Annotated in this window: 21 protein-coding genes; 16 read left to right on the forward strand and 5 right to left on the reverse strand. The window is 69.5% G+C overall.

Annotated features, from left to right (window positions below):
- Positions 1-93: 93 nt before the first annotated feature.
- The gene (locus ACQP06_RS14580; RefSeq protein WP_379274750.1) at positions 94-759 is read right to left on the reverse strand and encodes a TetR/AcrR family transcriptional regulator; all 666 of its coding nucleotides are present in this window, start codon (positions 757-759) and stop codon (positions 94-96) included.
- A 55-nt stretch (positions 760-814) separates the two neighbouring features.
- Here ACQP06_RS14580 and ACQP06_RS14585 point away from each other — a divergent pair, with 55 nt between their 5' ends.
- From ACQP06_RS14585 to ACQP06_RS14610, 6 genes are all read left to right on the forward strand, one after another.
- A complete protein-coding gene (locus tag ACQP06_RS14585) occupies positions 815-2,308 on the forward strand; it encodes a flavin-containing monooxygenase (protein WP_433672698.1) in 1,494 nt (497 codons plus the stop codon).
- A gap of 169 nt (positions 2,309-2,477) precedes the next feature.
- Entirely contained in the window at positions 2,478-2,876 is a 399-nt protein-coding gene (gene yajC / locus ACQP06_RS14590) for a preprotein translocase subunit YajC (protein WP_433672699.1), read from the forward strand.
- Between the two features lie 115 nt (positions 2,877-2,991).
- Positions 2,992-4,692, forward strand: a complete 1,701-nt coding sequence (gene secD / locus ACQP06_RS14595; RefSeq protein WP_433672700.1) for a protein translocase subunit SecD — start codon at positions 2,992-2,994, stop codon at positions 4,690-4,692.
- A 2-nt stretch (positions 4,693-4,694) separates the two neighbouring features.
- Positions 4,695-5,924 (forward strand): protein translocase subunit SecF, encoded by a 1,230-nt coding sequence (gene secF / locus ACQP06_RS14600; protein ID WP_433672701.1) that lies wholly within the window; start codon positions 4,695-4,697, stop codon positions 5,922-5,924.
- A gap of 92 nt (positions 5,925-6,016) precedes the next feature.
- Positions 6,017-7,687, forward strand: coding sequence for an ABC transporter substrate-binding protein (locus tag ACQP06_RS14605; RefSeq protein ID WP_433673328.1), 1,671 nt, complete (start codon positions 6,017-6,019; stop codon positions 7,685-7,687).
- A gap of 39 nt (positions 7,688-7,726) precedes the next feature.
- Entirely contained in the window at positions 7,727-8,299 is a 573-nt protein-coding gene (locus ACQP06_RS14610; RefSeq protein WP_433672702.1) for an adenine phosphoribosyltransferase, read from the forward strand.
- A 36-nt stretch (positions 8,300-8,335) separates the two neighbouring features.
- Here ACQP06_RS14610 and ACQP06_RS14615 read toward each other — a convergent pair whose 3' ends face one another.
- Positions 8,336-8,623 carry a hypothetical protein gene (locus ACQP06_RS14615; protein WP_379274760.1) on the reverse strand — a complete coding sequence of 96 codons (288 nt, stop codon included), beginning with the start codon at positions 8,621-8,623 and terminating at the stop codon, positions 8,336-8,338.
- Between the two features lie 210 nt (positions 8,624-8,833).
- On the opposite strand from ACQP06_RS14615, the gene ACQP06_RS14620 reads away from it, so the two are divergent.
- The 5 genes from ACQP06_RS14620 to ACQP06_RS14640 all read left to right on the forward strand — a co-directional run bounded on the left by ACQP06_RS14620 (position 8,834) and on the right by ACQP06_RS14640 (position 16,835).
- A complete protein-coding gene (locus ACQP06_RS14620) occupies positions 8,834-10,762 on the forward strand; it encodes a peptidoglycan DD-metalloendopeptidase family protein (protein ID WP_433672703.1) in 1,929 nt (642 codons plus the stop codon).
- 43 nt (positions 10,763-10,805) lie between these two features.
- The gene (locus ACQP06_RS14625; protein WP_433672704.1) at positions 10,806-11,285 is read left to right on the forward strand and encodes an RrF2 family transcriptional regulator; all 480 of its coding nucleotides are present in this window, start codon (positions 10,806-10,808) and stop codon (positions 11,283-11,285) included.
- Positions 11,286-11,349: 64 nt separating this feature from the next.
- Complete coding sequence (locus ACQP06_RS14630; protein WP_433672705.1) at positions 11,350-12,546, forward strand: MFS transporter; 1,197 nt, start codon at positions 11,350-11,352, stop codon at positions 12,544-12,546.
- A gap of 172 nt (positions 12,547-12,718) precedes the next feature.
- Entirely contained in the window at positions 12,719-14,317 is a 1,599-nt protein-coding gene (locus ACQP06_RS14635; RefSeq protein WP_433672706.1) for an ABC-F family ATP-binding cassette domain-containing protein, read from the forward strand.
- Between the two features lie 151 nt (positions 14,318-14,468).
- Entirely contained in the window at positions 14,469-16,835 is a 2,367-nt protein-coding gene (locus ACQP06_RS14640; protein ID WP_357288192.1) for a RelA/SpoT family protein, read from the forward strand.
- A 34-nt stretch (positions 16,836-16,869) separates the two neighbouring features.
- Here the strand turns inward: ACQP06_RS14640 and ACQP06_RS14645 are convergent, their stop codons facing one another.
- Positions 16,870-17,844: a dimethylarginine dimethylaminohydrolase family protein gene (locus ACQP06_RS14645; protein WP_433672707.1), complete on the reverse strand. Its 975-nt coding sequence runs from the start codon at positions 17,842-17,844 to the stop codon at positions 16,870-16,872.
- Positions 17,845-17,931: 87 nt separating this feature from the next.
- Between ACQP06_RS14645 and ACQP06_RS14650 the strand changes: the two genes are divergently transcribed.
- From ACQP06_RS14650 to ACQP06_RS14665, 4 genes are all read left to right on the forward strand, one after another.
- The gene (locus ACQP06_RS14650) at positions 17,932-19,248 is read left to right on the forward strand and encodes a hypothetical protein (RefSeq protein ID WP_433672708.1); all 1,317 of its coding nucleotides are present in this window, start codon (positions 17,932-17,934) and stop codon (positions 19,246-19,248) included.
- The gene (locus ACQP06_RS14655; RefSeq protein ID WP_433672709.1) at positions 19,235-20,236 is read left to right on the forward strand and encodes a patatin-like phospholipase family protein; all 1,002 of its coding nucleotides are present in this window, start codon (positions 19,235-19,237) and stop codon (positions 20,234-20,236) included. Before ACQP06_RS14650 ends, ACQP06_RS14655 begins: the two co-directional genes overlap by 14 nt.
- Before the next feature lie 90 nt (positions 20,237-20,326).
- Positions 20,327-20,635, forward strand: a complete 309-nt coding sequence (locus tag ACQP06_RS14660) for a pyrimidine/purine nucleoside phosphorylase (RefSeq protein WP_357288183.1) — start codon at positions 20,327-20,329, stop codon at positions 20,633-20,635.
- 80 nt (positions 20,636-20,715) lie between these two features.
- On the forward strand, positions 20,716-21,588 hold the full coding sequence (locus ACQP06_RS14665; protein WP_433672710.1) for an LLM class flavin-dependent oxidoreductase: 873 nt from the start codon (positions 20,716-20,718) through the stop codon (positions 21,586-21,588).
- 37 nt (positions 21,589-21,625) lie between these two features.
- On the opposite strand, the gene ACQP06_RS14670 is transcribed toward ACQP06_RS14665, so the two are convergent.
- A complete protein-coding gene (locus ACQP06_RS14670; protein WP_433672711.1) occupies positions 21,626-22,774 on the reverse strand; it encodes an epoxide hydrolase family protein in 1,149 nt (382 codons plus the stop codon).
- Between the two features lie 63 nt (positions 22,775-22,837).
- Here ACQP06_RS14670 and ACQP06_RS14675 point away from each other — a divergent pair, with 63 nt between their 5' ends.
- Positions 22,838-23,791, forward strand: a complete 954-nt coding sequence (locus tag ACQP06_RS14675; protein ID WP_433672712.1) for a helix-turn-helix transcriptional regulator — start codon at positions 22,838-22,840, stop codon at positions 23,789-23,791.
- Positions 23,792-23,814: 23 nt separating this feature from the next.
- Here the strand turns inward: ACQP06_RS14675 and ACQP06_RS14680 are convergent, their stop codons facing one another.
- A complete protein-coding gene (locus ACQP06_RS14680) occupies positions 23,815-24,645 on the reverse strand; it encodes an alpha/beta fold hydrolase (RefSeq protein ID WP_433672713.1) in 831 nt (276 codons plus the stop codon).
- Positions 24,646-24,672: the final 27 nt, after the last annotated feature.

The following is a 24,672-nucleotide window of genomic DNA, read 5'->3' on the forward strand; positions in this document are numbered from 1 at the left end:
GTGTCCGAATTACTTCCGCCCCTTGCGGATCCGGCCGCACCGGACATACGGGTCTGTTTGTACACGGTTTTCAGCGCCTGCCGGATCGCCGCGTCAGTGCTTGCGCACGCCGTCGATGAGCAGCGCTCGGATGGCGTGGCTGAGATCGTCCACCGCCCGCGGGTCGGGGGTGCGGATGCCGTGCACGATGGCGGCCAGCAGCATGCCGGTGACCGCGCGCGCGGTGTTCACGGTGTCGAGATCCGCACGCAGATAACCGTGTTCGACCCCGTGCTCGAGGTATCCGGCGGTCAAGGCGTCGGCGGTGTCGAGCAGGCCGTAGAGCCGCTCGGTCAATTCGGAGTCGATGCCGGTGGCCTGGAACAGCAGCAGCTGCGCCACCCGCCGGTCCTCCAGGAAGATCCGGTTGAGCGCGTCGCCGATCCGGTCCACCTGCGCCCGGTACTCCTCGAGGCTGTCGGCCGCGTCGGGGGCGTTGTCGGTGCCCAGCGCTTCGATGATCCGCGCGGCCAGGTCGTCGATGACGTGGTCGATGATGTCGCGCTTGTTCTCGAAGTACCGGTAGAAGGTGCCGTGCCCGATGCCGAGCTCGGCGGCGATATCGGCGATGCCGGTGGCGTGGTAGCCCTTCTCGGCGAAACACGCGAACGCCGTGTCGATGATCTCCCGGCGGAGTTCGGCCTTGCGTCGTTCGATTCTCGAGGATGGCTTCGTCACCAGGCCGATGATACGGTGATCACAAACGGAATGAGATGTCATTCCGTGACAGGTGAATCATTTTTCGTAGAACGTACAGCTCAGCGGGAGGTTCGGCGTGGCACCTCAGTACGACGCCATCGTGGTCGGGGCGGGTTTCGGCGGTATGGGTGCGGGGATCGAGCTGGATCGGCTCGGCCTGGGCAATTTCCTCATCCTCGAGCGCGAGGACGACCTCGGCGGCACCTGGCATGTCAATCACTATCCGGGCCTGGCGGTGGACATCGCCTCGGTCACCTACTCGTACTCCTTCGAACCCAACCCGAACTGGTCACGGCTGTTCGCACCGGGCTCGGAGCTCAAGAAGTACGCCGAACACGTCGCCGACAAGTACGACCTGCGCCGGCGCATGCGCTTCGGCACCACCGTGGGCGGCGCCCGCTGGGACGCCGAGCGGCAGCACTGGGTGGTGGCGGTCGAGAACGGTGAATCCCTCACCGCGCGTTACCTGATGGCCGCCACCGGCTTCCTGTCGCAGCCCTACACCCCGCCGTTCCCGGGCATCGACACGTTCGAGGGCAAGATCATCCACACCACCGCCTGGGAAGACGGCTTCGACCTCACCGGCACCAAGGCCGCCATCATCGGCACCGGCGCCACCGCCGTGCAGCTGATCCCCGAGGTCGCCAAGAAGGCGCGGGCGCTCACCGTCTTCCAGCGCACCCCGATCTGGGTGGTGCCCAAGGTCGACGCCCCCATCCCGCCGTCGGTGCAGAAGCTGTTCGCGCGCGTTCCGGCCACCCAGAAGGCCGCCCGCCTGATCAACACCTCCATGCTGGAGGCGCTCATGGTGGTCGGCGTACTGCACTTCAAGCAGGCCAAGCCGCTCAACAAGGCCGCCGGGCTGCTCGCCAAGGCCCACCTGCGCACCCAGGTCCGCGACAAGCGGACCCGCGAGAAGCTCACGCCGGACTACGATTTCGGCTGCAAGCGGCCCACCTTCTCGAACCTGTACTTCAAGACCTTCAACGAGCCGCACGTGCGCCTGGAGACCAACTCCATCGAGCGCATCGAGCCCGACGGCATCGTCACCGCCGACGGCCACAAGACCGAGGTCGACACCCTCATCCTGGCCACCGGCTTCAACCTGTGGGACGTCAACTTCCCGGCCATCGAGATCGTCGGCCGCGACGGGGTGAACCTCGGAAAGTTCTGGCGCGACAACCGTTTCCAGGCCTACGAGGGCATCACGGTGCCGAAGTTCCCCAACTTCGTCAGCCTCAACAGCCCCTACTCCTACAGCGGCCTGTCGTACTTCACCACCATCGAGGCGCAGATGAAGCACATGACGCGCCTGTTCGGGGAGATGTTCCGCCGCGGCGAGCAGGTCTTCGAGGTCACCGAGCGCGCCAACGCCGAATTCCTGGACCGCGTCACCGACAAGCTCGGCTCCTCGGTCTTCTACGGCGGCCAGTGCTCGACCGCGCGCAGCTACTACTTCAACCAGCACGGCGAGGCCGCCCTGCTGCGCCCGACAAGCACCCTGAACGCGCACCGCGAAGCGGCCGGCTTCCCCCTGGACGACTACAGCTACGGACAGCGGCCCGCCTGAGTGAGACTGCGCGGTCGGCACTGTCGGGGGCCGACCGCGTGGCCCGGGGAATCAGCCCTGGGCGAAAACGGGTGGACTCCGGGACAGGTCGGCGCGCGTTCTCTCAGGGATTACTGGCAGACTGTCGGGAAACAACCGTCTGACCACTGACCAGGAGCTGACTTCGACGATGGACCTTCTGCTGCCGCTGCTGCTGGTTGCCCTGCTCATCCCGATGTTCCTCGGCGTACGCCGCCAGAAGCGGGAGATGGCGAAGGTGACCGACATGCAGGACGCCCTGAAGGTCGGCGACCGGGTGGTCACCACGTCGGGTCTGTTCGGCACCGTGGTCGAACTCGATGACGCCACCGTCGATCTGGAGATCGCCGAAGATGTCGTCACCACCTGGCTGCGCAAGTCGGTGCTCGAGGTGCGCAACGACGAGGAGGCCGACGACACGGCCGCCGACGACGACACCGCCGCCACCCCCGCGGCCGACGGCACCACCGCCTCGGCCAACGGCACCGCCGCGGCCGAGGACGCCACCGCCGAAGCCGCCGACGACACGCCGCGGCTGACCAAGGACTGAACACATCCGGCGCCATCGGCCGCTCCGGGCTGTACTCGACGTACACCGGCGGCCGGTGGCGCTGCGGTGTGTACCCGCTAGTTCCACCCTCGATCCCGCCTAGGAGATAAGTACTGTGCCACCTTCACAGGGAACGGCGCATCCATTGCGCCTGCTCGGCGTCTACGCCGCGCTGGTGGCTTTGATGTTCGGCCTGATCTTCTTCACCGGCGACAAAGTCCACACCCCGAAGCTCGGCATCGACCTGCAGGGCGGCACCCGGGTCACCCTGACGGCTCGCACCCCGGACGGCGGCAAGCCCAGCCAGGACAGCCTGAAGAAGGCCCAGGACATCATCGAGAAGCGCGTCAACGGACTCGGCGTCGCCGGCTCCGAGGTCGTCATCGAGGGTGACAACCTGGTGATCACGGTCCCCGGCGAGGACGGTGCGCAGGCGAAGTCGCTGGCCACCACCGCCAAGCTGTACGTGCGCCCGGTGCTCAATGTGACCGCGCCGCAGGTCGGCAAGCAGACTCAACCGCAGCAGCCGCCCGCGGGCGCCCCGACCACCGCCCCGGCAGCGCCCAGCACCGTGACGCCCGAGACCACCTCGTCCGCGCCGACCACGTCGGCGGCGGCGACCACCGAGGCGACGGTCCCGCAGAACCGGGTGTTCCCGGCGCAGGCCCCGACCACCCCGTCGCCGACTCCGGCGCCGAGCCCGCAGCAGTCGCAGCAGGAGATCGCGGCCGCGAAGGCGTTGCGCCAGAGCACCGATCAGGCCGCGCAGCTGCAGGCCATGGCCACCATGGACTGCACCAAGCCGGATCCGCTGCAGGGCAACGACGATCCGAACCTGCCGCTGGTCGCGTGCAGCAGTGACGGCACCGAGGTCTACCTCCTCGACAAGTCCAAGCTGGACGGCCAGGAGATCAAGAACGCGACCGGACAGCTGGATTCGCGTCAGGGCCGCTGGGTCGTCGACGTCGAGTTCAAGTCGAGCGGTTCGGACGCCTGGGGCAAGCTGACCAACGAGTACCTGAACAAGCAGCTGGCCTTCGCGCTGGACACCAAGGTGGTCAGCGCGCCGCGAGTCGAGTCCGGCAACCAGTTCGGCGGCAGCACCCAGATCAGCGGCAACTTCACCGCCACCACCGCCAAGGAGCTGGCGAACTCCCTGAAGTACGGTTCGCTGCCGCTGTCGTTCACCACCTCCGAGGCCGAGACGGTCTCCGCGACGCTGGGCATGTCCTCGCTGCACGCGGGCCTGATCGCGGGCGCGATAGGCCTGGTGGCGGTGCTGCTGTACTGCCTGCTCTACTACCGCATGCTCGGCTTCCTGGCCGGTTTCTCGCTGCTCGCGGCGGGTGTCGCGGTGTACGCGCTGATCGTGTTGCTGGGCCGCTGGATCGGGTTCACCCTCGACCTGGCCGGTATCGCGGGTCTGATCATCGGTATCGGTATGACGGCCGACTCGTTCGTCGTGTTCTTCGAACGCATCAAGGACCAGATGCGCGAGGGCCGCAGCTTCCGCTCGGCGGTGCCGCGCGGTTGGCAGCGCGCCCAGCGCACCAACCTCTCGGGTAAGACGGTCTCGCTGATCGCCTCCGCGGTGCTGTACCTGCTGGCCGCGGGTCAGGTGAAGGGCTTCGCCTTCACCCTCGGTGTCACCACCGTCCTCGACGTCATCGTCCTGTACCTGGTGACCGCGCCGCTGATGATGCTGGTCTCGAGGTCGCCGTTCTGGGCGAAGCCGTCGGTGAACGGTCTGGGCGCAATTGCAGAGCTGGCACAGGAACGCAAGGCCACCGCCGGCGTTCTGGTGAAGGAGGCGTGATCATGGCCAAGTCCTCACCCATCGTGGTGGATTCCGACTCCGAGCTCGACTACGAGGCGACGCCCGCGGACAAGCGGCACAGCCTGTTCGAGCGGCTCTACACCGGCACCGGCGGTTTCGAGATCGTCGGCAAGCGCAAGGTGTACTACGGTATCGCCGCCGCGCTGATCGCGATCGCGATGGCCAGCATGGTGTTCAAGGGGTTCACCCTGGGCATCGACTTCGCCGGTGGTTCGCGCATCCAGCTGCCCGCCTCGGACAGCGTCACCACCTCCAAGGTGGAGGATGTCTACCGGTCCGCGCTCGGCCACGACCCGGTGACCGTGCAGAAGGTGGGCTCGGGCTCCTCGTCGACCATCCAGATCCGTTCGGATTCGCTGAACGCTGAGCAGGCCGACAAGCTGCAGAACGCGCTGTACGACTCGTTCCAGCCGAAGGACTCCAGCGGACAACCCAACCGCAACGCGATCAGCGTGGCCGAGATCAGTGAGACCTGGGGTGGCCAGGTCACCCACAAGGCCTTGCTCGCGCTGGTGGTGTTCGTCGGATTGACGATGCTCTATATCGCGATCCGCTTCGAACGAGACATGTCGTTCGCGGCCATCGCCTCGCTGTTGTTCAACCTCATCGTGACCGCGGGCATCTACTCGCTGGTCGGATTCGAGGTGACGCCCGCGGCGGTGATCGGTCTGCTCACGATTCTGGGCTACGTGCTCTACGACAACGTGGTCGTCTTCGACAAGGTCGAGGAGAACACCAGCGGTGTGCTGCACCTGACCAAGCACACGTACGCGGAGAAGGCGAACCTCGCCGCCAACCAGACCCTGATGCGATCGATCAACACCACCGTCATCGGCATCCTGCCGATCATCGGCATGCTGGTGATCGCGGTGTGGCTGCTGGGCGTCGGCACGCTCAAGGACCTGGCGCTGGTGCAGCTGGTCGGCATGATCGTCGGTGGTTACTCGTCGATCTTCTTCGCCGTCCCGATCCTGGTGTCGCTCAAGGAGACCTGGGGTCCGGTCGCAGCGCACACCAAGAAGGTGCTGAACCGCCGTGCGGGCGGCAGCCGCGCCCGCGTGGGCGTGGCGGCGGCCGAGCGGGCCGGCGTCGCCGGTCGCGGCTCGGACGCCAACGGCGCCGCGCGCGAGCACGGGCCGCGTAGCCAGGTCACCCGGGCGCCGCGTCCGGGCGCCCGGCCGAGTGGGAAACGACAGCAGCGACGGCACTAGGCGCACAGGGGGTTTCGCGGGTGAAGCAAGACCAGAAGATTGTGCGCCGGACCGCCGTCGACACGACTGTGCGCCGGACCGTCGTCGCGCTGATGGCGGGCACGCTCGCCGCCGGCGCGCTGGCGGGCTGCGCGGGTAAGAACCAGGTGCCCTCCATCGGGTACGGCGTGGACGCGGTCGTCGCCACCTACAACGGCGGCAGTGCGCTCGGCGCGAACGGCGGTGCGACCGCGGTGTTCTCGCGGGTGCTGACCGGGTTCTTCTACACCGGACCCGACGGGCAGCCGGTGGCCGACACCGACACCGGCACCGCCAAGGAGGTGCCGGGCGAGTCCCAGACCATCCAGTACCGGCTCAACCCGGAGGGGGTCTACTCCGACGGCATCCCCACCTCCTGCGACGACCTGGTGCTGACCTGGGCCGCGCGCAGCGGGCGTTTCACCAAGCCCGCTCCGGGCGGCCCGGTCCCGATGTTCGAGGCGGCGAGCACCGACGGCTACCGCGATATCGAACGCGTCGACTGCCAGCCCGGATCCAAGGACGCCACCGTGCTGTTCCGCCCGGGCAAGCACTATTCGGCGTGGAAGACGCTGTTCAACGCCGCCGAGCTGATGCCCGCGCACGTGGTCGCCACCCAGGTGAAGATCCCGAACGTGGTGACCCCGGTGCAGACCGGCGACCAGCCCACCCTGGAGCGGGTCGCCGACTTCTGGAACAACGGCTGGAAGCTCACCCCCGGCAAGGTGGACGCCACGGTGCTGCCGTCGTCGGGCCCGTACCGGATCGACTCCTTCACCGACAAGGACGGCCTGGTCCTGGTGAAGAACGAGAAGTGGTGGGGCAACCAGCCCCGGACCGGACGCATCGTGGTCTGGGACCGGCACTCCGACCTGAAGTCCAAGGTGTCGGACAATTCGATCGGTGTGCTGGACGTGGGCGCGGGATCGCTGGGTGACGTGGGCCTGGGCAGCTTCCACAGCCAGAATCTGCCCGGTCGCGGCGTCGAGCAGCTCGTGCTCGCCACCGGCGGCGTGTTCGACCGTACGGACGCGCGGCGCGGCTTCGCCTCCTGCGTGCCGCGGCAGGCGCTGTTCGAGAAGTTCGGGCACCCGGACTACACCGTGAAGATCGGCCCGGGCGCCGGGCCGCTGAATTCGCGGACCGTGCAACAGGATTCGGTCTACTACCAGTCGATCTCGGGCGCGGGCGACAAGTACAAGGGCGACGGCACCGCCGCCCAGGCCGCCGCGTCCTCGAGCGTGGCCAACCAGACCGTGCGGATCGGCTACGTCAAGCCCGACGAGCGCCGCGCCGCCATGGTCGCCGCCATCGCCGACGCCTGCAAGGCCGCCGGAGTGAACGTGATCGACGCGGGCGCACCGGATTTCACCGCCGCGCAGCTCACCGAGGGCAAGGTCGACGCGATCCTGGGCGGCACCGCCGCCATGCCGGGCCCCTCCGGCACGCTCGCCGCGACCGACGCCATCGCCGCGCTACGCACCGGCGCGGGCCTGAATTTCGGGCGGTTCGGCAACGGCCGCTACGATGCCATCGCGGATCAGCTTGCGGCGGAGGACAACTCGACAGCCGTGCTGAATCTGCTCAATGAGCAGGAGAACCTGCTCTGGAGCGAGATGCCGTCGATTCCGCTGTTCGCCTCCCCCCGCACCATCGGGTTCGGCAACGGCATGGAGAACGGGATCGCCAGCGCCACGAAGGCGGGCGCGGGCTGGAATATGGATCGCTGGGTACTGAAACGGTAGTTGTGCCGGACCGGCGTGGTGAACGAGGAGTGGGTGTAGATGAGCAAGCACGAGATGCTGGACACGGCCGAACTGGTGGGGGAGCGGGCCGCCCGGGCCGAGGAAGCGGTGCGGCGGCTGACCCGCTGGCACGATGACTTCCCGACGCCGGGCGTGCGTTTCGCCGACCTGACCCCGGTGTTCGCCGATTCCGCGGGCTTCCGCGCCGTGCTCGACTGCTTCGCCTCCTGCGCCCCCGACGCAGACCTGGTCGCCGGTGTCGACGCGCGCGGCTTCCTGCTGGGCGCGGGCGTGGCCGCCATCCTCGGCACCGGCGTGGTCGCGGTCCGCAAGGCGGGCAAGCTGCCGCCGCCGGTCATCTCCCGCGAGTACACCCTCGAATACGGTTCGGCCGCACTGGAGATCCCCGCCGACGGCATCGATCTGAAGGGCCGCAAGGTACTGCTGCTCGACGACGTGCTCGCCACCGGCGGCACCCTCGCCGCGGCGGCCGAACTGTTCATCGCCGCCGGGGCCGAGGTGACCGCGGCCGCGGTGGTGCTCGAGCTCGGCTTCCTCAATGGCCGTGAGCGCCAAGGGGATTACCCGGTGACCTCCATCGTCAAGCTCTGACCTGCTCTCTCCGGTCGCGCATCATCGTCCGCTCGGTCAGCGGGCGATGATGCGGGCCACGAATCCGCTGACCACCAGCCAGAAGATGGCGGCCAGGCCGTAGTCCAGGATGATGTCGAAGTCGACGCTCCCGGTGTGGAACAGCCCCGGGAAGAACAAGGCGAGTGGTTCGGCGAGCCCCTTGATGAAGACGAAGAACTTGTTGGACTGGTCGGCATTGAGGACCAGCATCAGGATGTAGACGCCCTCGATGAGGGCGAACAACGCGCCGACGCCGCTGATGATGCGAGCGGCGTGGACTTCATTGCGGGCGACGTACGGCATACCCCAGGGATGCCCGCGGTATGCGGGTCGAAACAGACACGCAGGTTCGTCAGCAGAGACACGCACGCCGGGTGTGACAGTCGCGCAGGTCCGTGAAACCGCGTGTCCGCCATGGCATGATGTCCGAGTGATCAGCGCGGCGGCCTGGAGCTTTCGGGCGTGAGGCCCAAATACCTCGTGGGTGGGGCGATCTGCCTGATATTGGGGATGATGACGCTGCTGCTCGTCATCATCCTGCCCGCCAGTGAGACCAGTTGCGGCCCCGGATCGCCCGCCATCCCCGCGCTCACCTCCGCGCGCACCGAACCCAGCTGCCCGTCCACCGGCTCGCCCGTCGAGGCGGGGTTGCAGGAGGGCGCGCTGCGTGTCCTGCGTTGCACGGTGGCCCGCTTCGGGATGATGGACATGCGCGGCGTGGTCGACGACGACGCCACCCCGGACCTGAAGGCCGGGCGCGCCGTGGAATTCATCGTCGGCGGCGATTCCGGCAAGGGCGACGCCATCGTGTCGTTCCTGCAGGAGAACGCCGCCGCCTTCCGCGTCGACTACCTGATCTGGAAGCAGCGCAGCTGGACTCCCGGCGCGGCCGCCGGCATCCAGTGGACTCCGCTGGGCGATCGCGGCGACGCGGCCCGCAACCGCCTGGACCGGGTGCTCGTCACCGTCAAGGACGCGGCCCCCACCTCGACCGTGCTCGCCCCCGCCAACGCCTCCATGGCCGCCGCGCCCGGCCGGGTGAACGAGGCGGGCAGCCTCACCGGCGCGGGGCGCCACCAATATCCGCTCGCCGCAGGCACATTCACCATCTCCGACACCTTCGGGGCGCGCGGTGGCGCGCACCTGGGCGTGGACATGGCGGCCGCCGCGGGCACCCCCATCTACGCCGCGGCCGACGGTCTGGTGGTGGCCTCGGGCGCGGCCTCGGGCTTCGGTGACTGGGTGGTCATCGACTCCCTCGACGAGAGCGGCCGCCGCTACTCCACGGTGTACGGGCACATGTACGAGAACGGCATCTTCGTGCGCACCGGCGACATCGTGCAGATGGGCCGCCACATCGCCGACGTCGGCAGCAATGGCGAATCCTCCGGCCCGCACCTGCATTTCGAGCTGGTCCCCGGTGGGCGCATGACCGGCGGCCGTCAGGTCGACCCGATGCCGTGGCTGGCCGGCGGCAGCATCCCCGCACCCTCGGGGCCGTACTGCGAGAACGGATTCGGCACCGCGGGCGGCAATCTCGCCTCCGGGAAGGTGCCCGCCGAACTCGAGATCTGGTACCGGCGCGCGGGTTCGCTGTGCCCGGAGATCGGCGCGTCGCTGCTGGCCGCGCAGGGGCAGGCCGAATCCGGGTTCCGCACCGACGCCGTCTCCCCGGACGGCGCGCAGGGCATCGCCCAGTTCATGCCCGGCACCGCCCGCGCTCTCGCCCCCGACGGACAGCCCTACGTCATCGACGCGGACGGCAAAGGCTATGCCAGCGTGCTGGATCCGGCCGACGCCATCATCGGGCAGGGGCGCTACATGTGCGCCATCGCCAAGACCATCGAGGGCTGGATGGCCGCCGGGAAGGTGTCCGGTGACCTGACCGCGCTCACCGTCGCCGCCTACAACGCCGGTGAGGGCGCGGTCCTGTCCTCGGGCGGCATGCCCAACCAGATCTCGCGGCACTACACCGAGACCAGGCCGTACGTGGCGCGCATCCTCGCCGCCGAACCCGGGTTCCGCAGCCTCGGCAGTGAGGGCCGATTCCAGGCCGACCCGCACGCCGATCTCGGCCCGCAGATCGTGGCCGCCGGTGAGCAGTGGATCGGGACGCCGTACGTGTTCGGCGGCGGCGGCGCCGGCGGGCCCAGTGACGGCGGCTTCGACCAGGCCGGATTGACCGCGGCCGCGGTGTTCGCGGGCAGTGGCAGCACCATCACCCTGGCGCGGACCGCCGAACAGCAGTGGGAGCAGGGCGTCGAGGTGCCGTTGCTGTCGGCCAAGCCCGGCGACCTGGTGTTCGGGTCGTTCGGGCCGCGGGGGCCCTCCGACGTCGGCATCTACACCGGTGGCGGCCGCATGCTGCACGCCGAAGCCGGCGGCAAGGTCGGCGAGGTGCCCCTCGCCAATGGCATGAAGGCGCGCCGCATCGCCAGCTGAACGGGGTTGGCCCGGGGTATCGGGACATGTAGTATCCCTATTCATGTTGATGGGTGAAGGCGTCGAATGGGGGCTGCACTGCTGTGTGGCCCTGGGCTGGCTCGACGACCACGCGCCGATCGCCACGGCCCGGCTCGCCGAGATCTTCGAACTCCCGCCGGAGTACCTGAAGAAGCGGCTCCAACCGCTCGTGCGGGAAGGGATCCTCGAGTCCACTCCCGGAGCACGCGGGGGATACCGGCTGGCGCGGGCGCCCGAACGCATCACCTTGATGGACGTCGTCGCCGCCGTCGAAGGGCGTACGGCAGCCTTCCGATGCACCGAGATTCGCCGTCGTGGCGCGGGCGCCGCGCGGGGGAGCGAGGAATTCGCCAAACCATGCGGCATCGCCGCGGCCATGGGGCGGGCGGAACTGGCCTGGCGGCGGGAGCTGACGGCGCAGACCGTGGCCGACGTGATGGCCGGGACGCCCGCCAATGCCTCGAAATACACGCGCCGCTTCTACGAGAATGTGACCGGCTGACCGGTCGTTTCGCCAGCGAGAACCGACCCGGCCCGCGCCGGGTTTTTTCGGAAGGAGATTCGGGATGACAAGTATCCCGGTTAAGGCTGGTTCGACCGCACCCGCGCCCGTCGCCGGTCGGAACGGGCTGCGGCGCACGGGGATTCTGGCGCTGGGCACGTTCGCCGTCGGCACCGACTCGTTCATTCTGGCCGGATTCCTGCCGGATGTGGCCGGGACGCTGGGGGTTTCGCTCGCGAGTGCGGGACTGGCGGTGACGGTCTTCGCCGCCACCTACGCGCTCGGATCGCCGGTGCTGGCGACGCTCACCGCGCGGCTGCCGCGCCGGACCCTGCTGGTGTCGGCGCTGCTGGTGCTCGCCCTGGCCAACCTCGGCTCGGCGCTGGCGCCGGCGTTCTGGATCCTGCTGGCCACCCGGATCGTGGCCGCGCTCGGGGCTGCCGCCTTCACCCCGAACGCGGCGGCGGTGGCCTCGGCGCTCGTTCCGCCGCGGGCCCGCGCGCGTGCGCTGGCCGTCGTGGTCGGCGGTCTGACCGTGGCGACCGCGCTCGGCGTGCCGCTCGGTGACCTGCTGGCCGAGCGGATGGGGTGGCGGTCGGCGTTGATCGGCGTCGCGGTCGTGTGCGCGGTCGCCGCGGCGGGAGTCGCGGCGTGGGTGCCGGCGCTGCCCGGAAATCCGGTGGTGCCGTTGGCGACTCGGCTGGCGGTGCTGCGCGATCGATCCGTGGCGGCCGTGCTGCCGCTCACCGTGCTCGGCATGGGCGCGGCCTACACCGTGTACGCGTACGCGGTTCCGGCCCTGGGGGCCTTGGGAATCGGGGCATCGGACACCGCGTGGGTGCTCGGCCTGTACGGGGTCGGAGCGATCGCGGGCAATCTGTCGTCGGGCTACGCCACCGATCGGTTCGGACCCGTCCCTGTGCTCACCTCCGGGTACGCGCTGATGGCCGTCTCTCTCGGCGTCATGGCCGTGCTGGCATCGACCGGTGCCCGGCTTCCCGTGCTCGTCGGTGTGCTGGCGCTCGGCTGGGGCGCGGCGACCTGGTGTCAGACGCCCGCGCAACAGCACCGGCTCCTCGCCGCCGCGCCCGCGGAATCCGGGCTGGTGGTGGCCTTGAACGCCTCTTGCATCTACCTCGGCATCGGGGCGGGGAGCGTGCTGGGCGGGGTCACCCTGGGGCACGGCGTGACGGTCATGTTCGGCGTGGCCGCCGCGCTGGCGCTGGCGGCGCTCGGGTATCTGCGCGTCACGGCGCGTTGACGTGCGCTGAGACTCGGCTCACGAAATATGTTCTTGCCCCGGTCTGTTGATGTCCGTTACCGTAGTTCGGTTCTCATTCCCGTCTGATCGGAGACATGCCGTTGATCTTCTGAGGTGATCGCCGAGTGGCCCGCAATCGCGCGCCGCATTCGCTCACTCTCGGGAGACCCGTATGTCTATGCCTGTTATTTCTGTTTCCGATCTCACCTTCGCGTGGCCGGACGGCACCCCTGTGTTCGACGGACTCGACGCACAGTTCGGACCGGGTCACGTCGGCCTGGTCGGCACCAACGGCGCGGGGAAATCGACCCTGTTCCGCCTGCTCACCGGGGAATTGCGCGCCCAGCGCGGCTCGGTGACCATGCCGGGGCGGTGCGGGTACCTGCGTCAGGATCTCGGACTCGCCGCAGGACAGCGGGTGGACGAGGTGCTCGGGCTGTCGGAGATCCGGAAGGCGTTGCACCGCATCGAATCCGGGACCGGCGACGACACCGACTTCGAGACCGTCGGCACGGCCTGGGACATCGAGGAACGGGCCGTCGCGTTGCTGGGTCGGCTCGGATTGCATTACGTCGCAGGCGATGTCGCGCACCTGGACCGCCGCCTGGACACCCTGTCCGGTGGGGAGACCGTGCTGCTCGGCCTGGTGGCCGAACTGCTGCGCGAACCCGACGTGCTGCTGCTGGACGAACCGACCAACAACCTCGACCGGGTGGCGCGCGAGCGGCTCTACGAGGTCGTCGGCCAGTTCCCCGGCACCGTGCTCACCGTCAGCCACGACCGCGAACTGCTGGACCGGGTCACCACCATCGCCGAACTACGGCACGGCGAGGTGCGGCTCTTCGGCGGCAACTTCACCGACTACCAACGGATCGTCGACGCCGAACAGGAAGCCGCCCGCGCGGCCGTCCGGGAGGCGCGCAGCGATGTCCGCAAGCAGTCGCGCGAACTCGTCGAAGCCCGCATCAAACTCGACCGCCGCCAGCGGTACGGGCAGAAGATGTGGGACCAGAAGCGCGAACCCAAGATCGTCATGGGCGAGCGCAAACGCCAGGCCCAGGTGTCGGCGGGCAAGCTGCGCAACAACCACATCGGCAAGGTCGAGGAGGCCAAGGATCATCTGACCGACATGCAGGACCGGCTGCGCGACGACCGCGAGATCCGCGTCGACCTGCCCGGCACCCGGCTCTACCCGGGCCAGGACGTCCTCGACCTGACCGAGGCGCGACTGGCGTGCGGACCCACCGTGACCCTGAAAATCACCGGGCCCGAACGCATCGCGCTCACCGGACGCAACGGCATCGGCAAAACCACGCTGCTGCACCGCATTCAGGAGGCGGGCCCGGCCGTGCCGTGGCGCATGCTGCCGCAACGCCTCGACGTCTTCGACGAATCGAAGACCGTGTTCGAGAACGTCGCGGCCACCGCGCCGCACGCCGCACCCGAGCGGATCCGCGCCCAGCTGGCCCGGTTCCTGTTCCGCGGCGCCGACGCCGACGTCGCGGCCGGGGCGCTCTCGGGCGGGGAGCGGCTGCGGGCGGCGCTGGCCATGCTGCTGCTGGCCGAACCGGCGCCGAAATTGCTGCTGCTCGACGAGCCGACCAACAACCTGGATCTGCCCAGCCTCGCCCATCTCACCGAGGCGCTGGCGAGCTTCCAGGGCGCGCTCGTGGTGGTCAGCCACGACCCGCGATTCCTGGCCGGCATCGGGGTGACACGACGGCTGGAACTGACCCGCGACGGGCTCGAGGCGAGTCCGAGCGAACAGTGAGCAGGACGGGTATCGTTCATCGCTCCGGAGCGGTTGGCACCGGCGGTGGACGCTGCCCCGGTCGTGATCCGATTCCAGGACTAAAGTGGATGATCTGGGTGGTTGAACGGTCCGATATGGTTTTCCTTTCGAGGCCGCGAGCGGAGGTGGCATGACACAGCATCTGGAGAAGGCGAACTCGGGGCAATCGCCCGAGGAAGGATCCGCCACCCCGGCGGCCAACGCACAGTCCGCGGCCGCCGCCCGCAACACCACCGCCGTCCCCACTTCCGCCTCCCGCCGCGTCCGCGCCCGCCTGGCCCGCCGGATGACCGGGCAGCGCGGCATCGCGGCGGTCAAGCCGGTACTGGAACCGCTCGCCAGCGTGCACCGCGAGCTGTACCCGAAGGCGAATCTGGCTCTGCTGCAACGGGCTTTCGACGTCGCCGACGAGAAGCACCAGCACCAGTTCCGGAAGTCCGGCGACCCGTACATCACCCATCCGCTCGCGGTCGCCAACATCCTGGCCGAGCTGGGCATGGACACCACCACCCTGGTGGCCGCCCTGCTGCACGACACCGTCGAGGACACCGGGTACTCGCTCGACGAGCTGACCGCCGAATTCGGCACCGAGGTCGCCCACCTGGTCGACGGCGTCACCAAGCTGGACAAGGTCAACCTGGGCGCCGCCGCCGAGGCCGAGACCATCCGCAAGATGATCATCGCCATGGCCCGCGACCCTCGCGTGCTGGTGATCAAGGTCGCCGACCGGCTGCACAACATGCGCACCATGCGCTTCCTGCCGCCGGAGAAGCAGGCCAAGAAGGCCCGCGAAACCCTCGAGGTGATCGCGCCGCTGGCCCACCGCCTCGGTATGGCCACGGTCAAGTGGGAGCTCGAGGACCTCGCGTTCGCGATCCTGCACCCCAAGAAGTACGACGAGATCGTGCGGCTGGTCGCCGACCGCGCGCCTTCGCGCGACACCTACCTGGCCAAGGTGCGCGCCGAGATCGTCAACACGCTGGCCTCGAGCCGGATCACGGCCGTCGTCGAGGGCCGCCCCAAGCACTACTGGTCGATCTACCAGAAGATGATCGTCAAGGGGAAGGACTTCGACGACATCCACGACCTGGTCGGCATCCGCATCCTCTGCGACGAGGTGCGCGACTGCTACGCCGCGGTCGGCGTCGTGCACTCGCTGTGGCAGCCCATGGCCGGGCGGTTCAAGGACTACATCGCCCAGCCGCGCTACGGCGTCTACCAGTCGCTGCACACCACCGTGGTCGGCCCCGACGGCAAGCCGCTGGAAGTGCAGATCCGCACCCAGGACATGCACCGGACCGCCGAGTTCGGCATCGCCGCGCACTGGCGGTACAAGGAGACCAAGGGCAAGCACTCCAACGACTCCACCGAAGTCGACGACATGGCGTGGATGCGTCAGCTGCTCGACTGGCAGCGGGAGGCGGCCGACCCGGCCGAATTCCTGGAGTCGCTGCGCTTCGACCTGAAGTCGCCGGAGATCTTCGTGTTCACCCCCAAGGGCGACGTGATCACGCTGCCGCAGAAGTCGACCCCGGTCGACTTCGCCTACGCGGTGCACACCGAGGTCGGGCACCGCTGCATCGGCGCGCGCGTCAACGGCCGCCTGGTCGCGCTGGAACGGCAGCTGGAGAACGGTGAGGTCGTCGAGATCTTCACCTCCAAGGCCCAGAACGCCGGCCCCTCGCGGGACTGGTCGAACTTCGTGGTGTCCCCGCGCGCCAAGGCCAAGATCCGGCAGTGGTTCGCCAAGGAACGCCGCGAGGAGGCCCTCGAGGCGGGCAAGGACGCCATCAGCAAGGAGGTCCGTCGTTCGGGCCTGCCGCTGCAGCGTCTGATGAGCGTGGACGCCATGAGCGCCCTCGCCCACGAACTGCACTACACCGACATTTCCGCGCTGTACGCGGCCGTCGGCGAGAACCAGGTGTCCGCGCACCACGTGGTGCAGCGGCTCATGGCCCAGCTCGGCGGCGTCAGCGATGTCGAGAACGAACTGGCCGAGCGGTCCACGCCGTCCACGGTGCCCGCCCGCCAGCGCACGACCGGTGACGCGGGCGTGGAGATCCCGGGCGCGCCCGGCACCGTCTCCAAGCTGGCCAAGTGCTGCACCCCGGTGCCCGGCGACGAGATCATGGGCTTCGTGACCCGCGGCGGCGCGGTCAGCGTGCACCGCACCGACTGCACCAACGCCGACTCGCTGCGCTCGGAGCCCGAACGCATCATCGAGGTCAAGTGGGCGCCGTCGCCGTCGTCGGTCTTCCTGGTCGCCATCCAGATCGAGGCCCTCGACCGCACCCGCCTGCTCTCCGACGTCACCAAGGTGCTCGCCGACGAGAAGGTCAATATCCTCTCGGCCGCGGTCACCACCTCCGGTGACCGGGTCGCCATCTCCAAGTTCACCTTCGAGATGGGCGACCCGAAGCACCTCGGGCACCTGCTCAATGTGGTCCGCAATGTGGAAGGCGTCTACGACGTCTACCGCGTGACCTCCGCCGCCTGACGTCCCTCCACCCCGAAACGGGGTGGGGGAGCGGTCATTCGGCGCGCAGCAGCGGCTGGGTGGAGCACCGGAACGCGCCGCCGAACAGCCGCGACACCGAGAAGTCGATGTACTCGACGGTGATGCCGCGTTCCTTGAGCTGGGTGCCGACGCGGTCGAATTGCGGGTCGGTGATGTAGGTTTCGCTGTCGATGGGCAGTCCGTTGGTGGCCATGGCGGCCGCCTCGTCCTCGGTGACCTCGATGCGCTCCCAGTCGCGCAGCGCCGCGGGCAGGCCGTCGGGGAGTCGGTCGGGGCAGGCGATGAGCAGCCCCTCGCGGACCAGTCCCAGGGCGCAGTCCAGGTGCAGGACGTGCTCGGGCATGCGGACCGGCGTGACGGTGAAGCCCTGGGGGCGAAGGTATTTCGCGAGCCAGTTGTAGCCGAGAGCGTTGCTCGCCATCCCGGACAGGCCGACGAAGACCTGTTTGCCGAGGACCAGGACATCGCCGCCCTCGAGGAACGGACCGGGTCCCGGATGACCGATGCCCGGCTGCGGCAGCGAGACGTAGTGCGCGGCGGCGGGCATCACGCGCGCCAGCAGCAGGTCGCGGCTGGGCAGCACCTCGCGGCGGCGGTGCGGGAACTGGAGTACGCCCTCGATCACGTTCTCGCCCACCGTGAACCACGGATCGCGGACGAAGAAGTTGGCGTAGCCCCCGGGTCCGGCGGCCGCCTTCTCGGCGGCGGTGAACAGGCGCGGGCGCAGCACCTCCACGCCGTGGCGTTCCAGGACGGCGGCGAGCTCGTCGCGTTCGGCCTCCCACGCGCGTTGCTTGTCGGGGTACACCTCGCCGAAGGTCTTGCCCCAGACCACGTCGAGGATGCCCACCGCGGCCGGTTCCACCGGCATCGCGTGGCCGAGTAGCTCGGTATTGTCCGGAGCACGGAATTCGCTCTGGGAGACCACCACGGTCCGCAGGGGCGCGAACTCACTATCTACGCGAACAATCTCAGTTGCAGCAGACATAGGTGAACGATAGCGCCCCCGATCCGGACCGGCGCGTCCGCGAGTCGTGATTGCGGGCTGTTCGCTGAGCGCCGTACCGTCAAGGACATGGTGGAGTGGCGGGCGCTGGTGCGGTTCGCGGCGGTCTACGCCGCCACCGCGACGGCCGGGCTGGCGATCATGATGCCCGTCAGCTACGGCTGGTTCACCTCCGCACCCCAGAAGGTCGACCTCATGGTGCGCAGCGTGCCGCTGGCCATGGAGTCCGGCGCCATGGTCGCGGTGATCTGCGCGGCCGCGGTGGTGAGCATCGGCAGCAGCCGCGCGGCCTGGTACGCGGTCGCGGTCGCGCTGCTGGGCATCCTGGTCAATCACGTGGGCATGTCCGGGGTCGGCATGGATTCGCTGACCACCGTCAACTACGTCGACGCGCTGTGCGCCGGTGTCATCATCGGCTGCCTCGCGCCCGTGGTGTGGAGGCCGTCCCTGGCGGGCGGCGCGTACCTGTTCGGCTGCCTGAGCTCGGTGATCTTCGGGGATCTCGCCCAGCCGCCGGACGAGGACCGGTGGTCGAGCACCCTGGACCGCGTGTTCGGCGGCGCACCGCCGGTGTGGCTGATCCTGGTGGCGCTGGCGCTGGTGGCGGCGAATCTTCCGGCGCGCAGTCACGTCAGGCCGATGCCCGGTGAGGGACCGGACTTCTCGCTGGCCCCGATCCTGTCCGGCGCCGTCGCGGTGTTCACGCTGGCCCGGGCCTCGCGCTGGCTCGCCGAGAGCGGTGATCGGGTCGTGGTGGTCGTCTCGGGTGTTGCGCTGGTGATCGTCGGGGCGTTCCTGGCCGCGCTGATCCTGCCCGGCCGCGACGGGGTGCTGTTGCTGTTGCTGTTCGCCTTCTGCGCCGCGGCCTCGGCGGTGGTCACCGTGCCGCGTCCGGGCTGGGCGAATCTGCTGATCGACGTAGCGGTCGCGGCGGGACTGCTGGTGGCCTGGCTGCGGCCGCGCCCCTATGTCGCGATCGCGGCGTCGGCGGTGCTGGCGGCCGTGGCGGCGCTGCTCGCGCTGACCGGGGTCGCGAACGCGGCCTGGGCGGTGCTGGGTGTGGTGGCCGTCAGCCTGGTGGGCGGCGGCAATCTCGGGTCCGCGCTGCCGCGGCGCGCGACGAGCGCGGTGGTCGCGCTGTCGGTGCTGTTCGTCCCGTCGGCGGCGGTCGCGTTGCGCGGCAGGCCGTTCGGGCGGATCGGCTATTCACCGCACTGGTATCGGCTGCCGCAGGTACCGCACGAACCCGTGCCCGCCTACGCGGCGCTGGGGATCACCGCGGGCTGTGCCCTGGGGATCTACCTGCTGCGGCGCTGGCGGCCCGAGCAGTCGGCACCGGTCGGTCCGGTCGCCGTCGAGACGGGAGAAGTCCATGGCGACGCGTGACTCGGTGCCGGCGAGCGATTCGGTTCCGACGAGCAGCACCGCGTCGATCGGCGGTGCGCTGCCGCTGGGTGGCGCGATCCCGACCGGCAAACGGGTGGCCCTCGCCCTGGGCAGCGGCGGGGCACGCGGATACGCGCACATCGGCGTCATCGCGGAGCTGCGGGAACGCGGCTACGAGATCACCGGGGTGGCGGGGTCGTCGATGGGCGCGCTGGTCGGCGGACTGTACGCGGCGGGCAAGCTCGACGAATTCACCTCCTGGGCAACGACTCTCGGCCAGTTCGAGGTGGCGCGCCTGCTGGATCCGGCGTTCAGTGAGCCCGGTGTGATCCGGGCGGGGAAGATCCTGGACCGGATCCGGGAGATGCTCGGCGAACTGTGTATCGAGCAGCTCCCGATTCCCTACATCGCGGTCGCCACCGACATCACGACCGGCCGCTCGACCTGGTTCCGCCACGGCGAACTCGACGCCGCCATCCGCGCCTCGATTGCCATCCCCGGCTTCATCACCCCGGTGCTGCGGGACGGCCACGTCCTCGTCGACGGGGGCGTCCTCGATCCGCTGCCGGTGGTCGCCACCATGGCGCTGGGGCAGGCGGATCTGCTCATCGGGGTCGACCTGTCCGGTCCGCCCGACCCCGCCTACGACCGGGCGCAACCGCGGACCAACTGGTTCACCCAGTGGTGGCGGGCCTCCGCGCAACGGCTCGGCCGCACTCCGGAGGCTCCCGTCGAGGAGCAACCGCCCGCCCTGAGCAGTGTGCGCGCCACCGACGTCGCGCAGCGGGCCATCGACCTGATGCTGGCCTCCATCACCCGCCAGCATCTCGCCGCTCACCCGCCCGACCTGGTGATCTCGGTGCCGCAGAACATCTGCGGCACCATGGATTTCCATCGCGCCGCCCCGATCATCGAGCAGGGCCGGGCGCTGGCCGTCGCGGCCCTGGACGCACTGGCCGACGCGGGCGCCGCCGCCCTGCCCGATTGAACGATTGCCCGGAGGTCACCGGTACGATCGGCGCGAACCGGACCGCCCGCCAGGGCGGATCCCCACCCGAGCGAAGGACTCCGTAGCAGCATGAAGTTCGAGAATGTCACCGTCACCAAGCGCGCCAACGTCTACTTCGATGGCAAGTGTGTGAGCCACAACATCGAGCTGGCCGACGGCACCAGCAAGTCGGTCGGTGTCATCCTCCCCGCCACCCTGACCTTCAACACGGGCGCGCCGGAGATCATGGAGCTGCTCGAGGGCCAGTGCAACGTCACCCTCGCCGGTGAGACCGAGGCCGTCGCCTACAAGGGCGGCGAGTCCTTCTCCGTCCCGGGCAACTCCAGCTTCGTCATCGAGGTCGTGGAGCCGGTCCACTACGTCTGCCACTTCGGCTGAGCGGAACTTCCCCGCGGCCCGGTCCCTCGAATGGGGCCGGGCCGCAGTCGTTTCCGCCGTCCGCGTGGTAGGCATGGGGGATGACGACGCTGGGAGTGGTGTTCCGTCCGCAGCAACCGCCGGAGCGGCTGCGGGAGGTGGTGCGGGCGGCCGACGCGTCGGGGCTCGAAGAACTGTGGCTGTGGGAGGACTGCTTCCTCGAGGGCGGGATCGCCACCGCCGCGGCCGCACTGGCCTGGAGCGAGCGGGTGCGGATCGGCGTCGGGGTGCTGCCGGTGCCGCTGCGCAATGTCGCGATCACCGCCATGGAGCTGGCCACGCTGGAACGGATGTTCCCCGGGCGTGGGATCTGGGGCGTGGGGCACGGGGTGCAGGACTGGATGGGGCAGGTGGGGGCGCGGGTCGCCTCGCCGATCACGCTGCTGCGCGAATACCTCGAGGCATTGCGGGCCCTGCTGGACGGGCAGCGAATCTCGGTGCGGGGCAGGTATGTTCAGCTCGACGATGTCGCGTTGGACTGGCCACCGGCCGCAGCGCCGCCGATCCTGGCCGCCGCGACCGGGCCTCGCACCCTCGAACTGGTGGGTGCGGCGGCCGACGGGGTGATCCTCACCAGCTCCACGCCCGCCGCCGGCGTCCGCACGGCCGCCGAGATCGTGCGGGCCGCCCGGCCGGAATCCCTGGCGGCGCAACCGTATCCGATCGTCGTGTACCTGCTCGCCGCCACCGGGCCCGAAGCCGCCGACCGGGTGGCGGCCGAACTGCGGGCCGAGAACCGCGACACCATCCCCGGCATCGGGGTCACCGGGGACGCCCGGGCCATCGCCGACGCGGTGATCGCGTGGACCGAGGCCGGGGCCACCGGTGTCGTGCTGCAACCCACCGGCGACGAGCCCGACCCGGTCGGCTTCGTCCGCTTCGCCGCCGAGCAGGTCAGGCCGCTGGTGCCCTGAATCCGGCCGGACCGCACCGGATTCCGGGCACCGGTGGTCAGCGCAGGTCGCGGAAGAACTCGCGGATGTCGCCCACGAGGATCTCCGGTTCCTCCAGAGCCGCGAAGTGGCCGCCGCGGTCGACGTCGGTCCAGCGGGTGATGGTGTTCGACGGCTCGCAGTAGCGCCGGATGCAGACATCGTGGGCGAAGGCGATGACGGCGGTCGGGACACCGGAATTGGTTGCGGGAGCGCCCCATTCACCGGTCTGGGCGTAGCCCACGTAGGCCGCGGAGCCCGCGGTGCCGGTCAGCCAGTACAGCATCACATTGGTGAGCAGGCGATCCCGGTCGATGATCTTGTCGGGCACCACATTGCGGGGGTGCGTCCATTCGCGGAACTTGTCCATGATCCAGGCCAGCTGCCCGACCGGGGAATCCACCAGTCCGTAGGCCAGCGCCTGCGGGCGAGTCGACTGGATCGCGATGTAGCCGAACTCCTCGCGCATGAACGCCCCGATCCGGCGGACCCGGTCGCGTTCGAGTTCGGTGAGCTGGTCGAGATCCTCGGCGGCCGAGGCCGGGGGCAGGTTGGTGCCGCCGTTGACGTGCACGCCGATCACCTTGTCCGGGGCCGTGCGCGCCACCTCCGGGCTCACCGCGCCGCCGATGTCTCCGCCCTGCACGCCGTAGCGCTCGTACCCGAGCCGCTGCATGAGCTCGGCCCACAGCCGGCCGACCCGCGCCCGCGTCCATCCGGTGTCGGCGACCGGCCCGGAGAATCCGAACCCGGGCAGCGACGGAATGACCAGGTGGAACGCGTCGGCCGGGTCGCCGCCGTGCGCCGCCGGATCGGTGAGCGGGCCGATGACATCGAGGAATTCGACCACCGAGCCGGGCCAGCCGTGGGTCAGCAGCAGCGGCACCGCGCCCGGTTCGGCCGAGCGGATGTGCAGGAAGTGCACCCGCTGCCCCTCGATCTCGGTGAGGAACTGCGGATACCGGTTGAGTTCGGCTTCGGCGGCGCGCCAGTCGTATCCGGTGCGCCAGTGCTCCACCAGTTCCCGCAGCCAGTGCACGGGCACGCCGGTGTCCCAGTCGTCGCCCGGCAGCGGGGCGGGCAGCTGGGCGGATTCGAGCCGCCGCCGCAGATCGTCGAGCTGAGTCTGGGGGATGTCGATGCGGAAGGGAGTGACCTGTTCGCTCATGAGAACTACGTTACGAGCCAGTTAGGACAGGTTCCGCCCTAGCTGTCGGGCAGAATCGAATTCATGTTGGAAACCTCGGCTCGACTGCTGCGACTGCTGTCGTTGTTGCAGACCCCGCGCGAGTGGAGCGGCGCGGATCTGGCCGCCCAGCTCGAGGTGGACGTGCGCACCGTGCGTCGCGATATCGAGAAGCTGCGCGCCCTGGGCTATCCCGTCGACGCCACGCCCGGTTCCGCCGGCTACCGCCTCGGCGCGGGCGCGAATGTGCCGCCGCTGCTGCTCGACGACGAGGAGGCCGTCGCGGTCGCCATGGGCCTGCGCACCGCCGCGGGCGGCACCATCGCGGGCATCGAGGAGAGCTCCCTGCGCGCGCTCGCCAAACTCGAACGGGTGCTCCCGTCGCGGCTGCGTCACCGCCTGACCGCCCTCCAGGACGCGACCGTCTCGGTCCCCTCCGGCGGCCCCCGCGTCGACCCCGACACCCTCACCACCATCGCCGCCGCCATCCGCGACCAGCACCGCCTGCGCTTCGACTACCGCACCCACGAGGGCACCGAAACCTCCTACCGCACAATCGAACCCCACCGCCTGGTCCACCACGGCCGCCGCTGGTATCTGACCGGCTGGGACGTCGACCGCGAGGACTGGCGCACCTATCGCGTCGACCGTCTCACCCCGCGTATCCCGACCGGCCCCCGGTTCACCCCGCGTGAGGCCCCCGACGCCGCCGACCAGGTGTCCCGGGGCGTCACGTCGGCCCCCTACCGCTACCGCGCCCGGATCACCCTGCTGACCTCCGCCGACCGGGCCGCCGATGTCATCTCTCCGACGGTCGGCGTCCTCGAAGCCGTGGACGCGAACACCTGCGTCCTGCACGCGGGCGCGAACTCCCTGGACGCGATAGCCGTCTACGTCGCGGGCTTCGGCTTCGAATTCCGGGTCATCGAACCACCGGAACTGGTCGACCGCATGCGTGAATTGTCCACGCTCCTGAGCCGCGCGGCCGGGGACGGCTGAACGGATCCCGCGCTCTGGTCGTTTCAGCCCGCGAGAGCGGTGGTGGTCGCGGAACGGATTGCGGCGGTGACGGTTTCGGGCTGTTCCAGCATGATCAGGTGGCCGCAGTCGGGGACGGTGATGGCGTGGGCCGGACGCAGGGTTTCGTTGAGACGAGCGCCCGCGGCGGCGGAGAGGATCCGGTTCTTCGCGCCCCAGACGGTGGTGATGGGCGGGAAGGCGGGGGAGGGGTGGAAGGTGTCGAGGGTGGCCAGCGTGGGGAGGTCGCGCGCGATGGCGGCGGGTGGGTACAGGCGGCGAGGCTCGGACCAGCGGTGACGCAGAGCCGTGAACGACGGGGAGGTCATGGCCCGGCCGCGCGGGCCGAGCTGTTCACGGACCACGAGGTTGGCGGCGACGCCGGGCAGGCGGATGGCGCTCGCGACCGAGTCGAGGGGGATGCGGGACGCGGCGCGGGCGGTCCAGCCGGTCGGTGTCGGCCGCAGGGTGGCGGCCGTGAGCGGGCTGCACAGCACCAGGGCGCGCACGTTCTGCGGGTTGGCGCGGGTGTAGAGCAGCGACAGCGCACTGCCGAAACAGTTGCCGACCAGCGTCACAGTGGTGAGGTCGTGGGCGCTGATGAACTCCGAGACCAGCCGCACATAGTTGGCGACGGTATAACCGCCGGTGGGGGAGTCGGAGTCGCCGTAGCCGAACAGGTCCAGCGCGTAGACGCTGTGCGTGGCGGCCAGGGCGCGGGTCTGGTTGGTCCAGATGTGGCGGTCGCCGCCGATATTGTGCAGGAACAGGATCGGATCGCCGGATCCGGCGTGGTCGTAGGCGACGGATACGCCGTGATAGTCGAATGCCGGCATCGGGCGCTCTCCTCATTGAGTGCGGTA

Source organism: Nocardia sp. CA-136227, assembly GCF_050955695.1.
Taxonomy (GTDB): domain Bacteria; phylum Actinomycetota; class Actinomycetes; order Mycobacteriales; family Mycobacteriaceae; genus Nocardia.

Bases quoted from the DNA above. Each gene is read 5' to 3' on its own strand.
- ACQP06_RS14620 (WP_433672703.1), top strand. From the start codon at position 8,834: ATGACGCTGCTGCTCGTCATCATCCTGCCCGCCAGTGAGACCAGTTGC.
- secF (WP_433672701.1), top strand. From the start codon at position 4,695: ATGGCCAAGTCCTCACCCATCGTGGTGGATTCCGACTCCGAGCTCGAC.
- ACQP06_RS14605 (WP_433673328.1), top strand. From the start codon at position 6,017: ATGGCGGGCACGCTCGCCGCCGGCGCGCTGGCGGGCTGCGCGGGTAAG.
- ACQP06_RS14625 (WP_433672704.1), top strand. From the start codon at position 10,806: ATGTTGATGGGTGAAGGCGTCGAATGGGGGCTGCACTGCTGTGTGGCC.
- ACQP06_RS14630 (WP_433672705.1), top strand. From the start codon at position 11,350: ATGACAAGTATCCCGGTTAAGGCTGGTTCGACCGCACCCGCGCCCGTC.
- ACQP06_RS14645 (WP_433672707.1), bottom strand. From the start codon at position 17,844: ATGTCTGCTGCAACTGAGATTGTTCGCGTAGATAGTGAGTTCGCGCCC.
- ACQP06_RS14680 (WP_433672713.1), bottom strand. From the start codon at position 24,645: ATGCCGGCATTCGACTATCACGGCGTATCCGTCGCCTACGACCACGCC.
- ACQP06_RS14655 (WP_433672709.1), top strand. From the start codon at position 19,235: ATGGCGACGCGTGACTCGGTGCCGGCGAGCGATTCGGTTCCGACGAGC.
- yajC (WP_433672699.1), top strand. From the start codon at position 2,478: ATGGACCTTCTGCTGCCGCTGCTGCTGGTTGCCCTGCTCATCCCGATG.
- ACQP06_RS14650 (WP_433672708.1), top strand. From the start codon at position 17,932: ATGGTGGAGTGGCGGGCGCTGGTGCGGTTCGCGGCGGTCTACGCCGCC.
- ACQP06_RS14610 (WP_433672702.1), top strand. From the start codon at position 7,727: ATGAGCAAGCACGAGATGCTGGACACGGCCGAACTGGTGGGGGAGCGG.
- ACQP06_RS14615 (WP_379274760.1), bottom strand. From the start codon at position 8,623: ATGCCGTACGTCGCCCGCAATGAAGTCCACGCCGCTCGCATCATCAGC.
- ACQP06_RS14635 (WP_433672706.1), top strand. From the start codon at position 12,719: ATGTCTATGCCTGTTATTTCTGTTTCCGATCTCACCTTCGCGTGGCCG.
- ACQP06_RS14670 (WP_433672711.1), bottom strand. From the start codon at position 22,774: ATGAGCGAACAGGTCACTCCCTTCCGCATCGACATCCCCCAGACTCAG.
- ACQP06_RS14640 (WP_357288192.1), top strand. From the start codon at position 14,469: ATGACACAGCATCTGGAGAAGGCGAACTCGGGGCAATCGCCCGAGGAA.
- ACQP06_RS14665 (WP_433672710.1), top strand. From the start codon at position 20,716: ATGACGACGCTGGGAGTGGTGTTCCGTCCGCAGCAACCGCCGGAGCGG.
- ACQP06_RS14660 (WP_357288183.1), top strand. From the start codon at position 20,327: ATGAAGTTCGAGAATGTCACCGTCACCAAGCGCGCCAACGTCTACTTC.
- ACQP06_RS14675 (WP_433672712.1), top strand. From the start codon at position 22,838: ATGTTGGAAACCTCGGCTCGACTGCTGCGACTGCTGTCGTTGTTGCAG.
- ACQP06_RS14580 (WP_379274750.1), bottom strand. From the start codon at position 759: ATGACATCTCATTCCGTTTGTGATCACCGTATCATCGGCCTGGTGACG.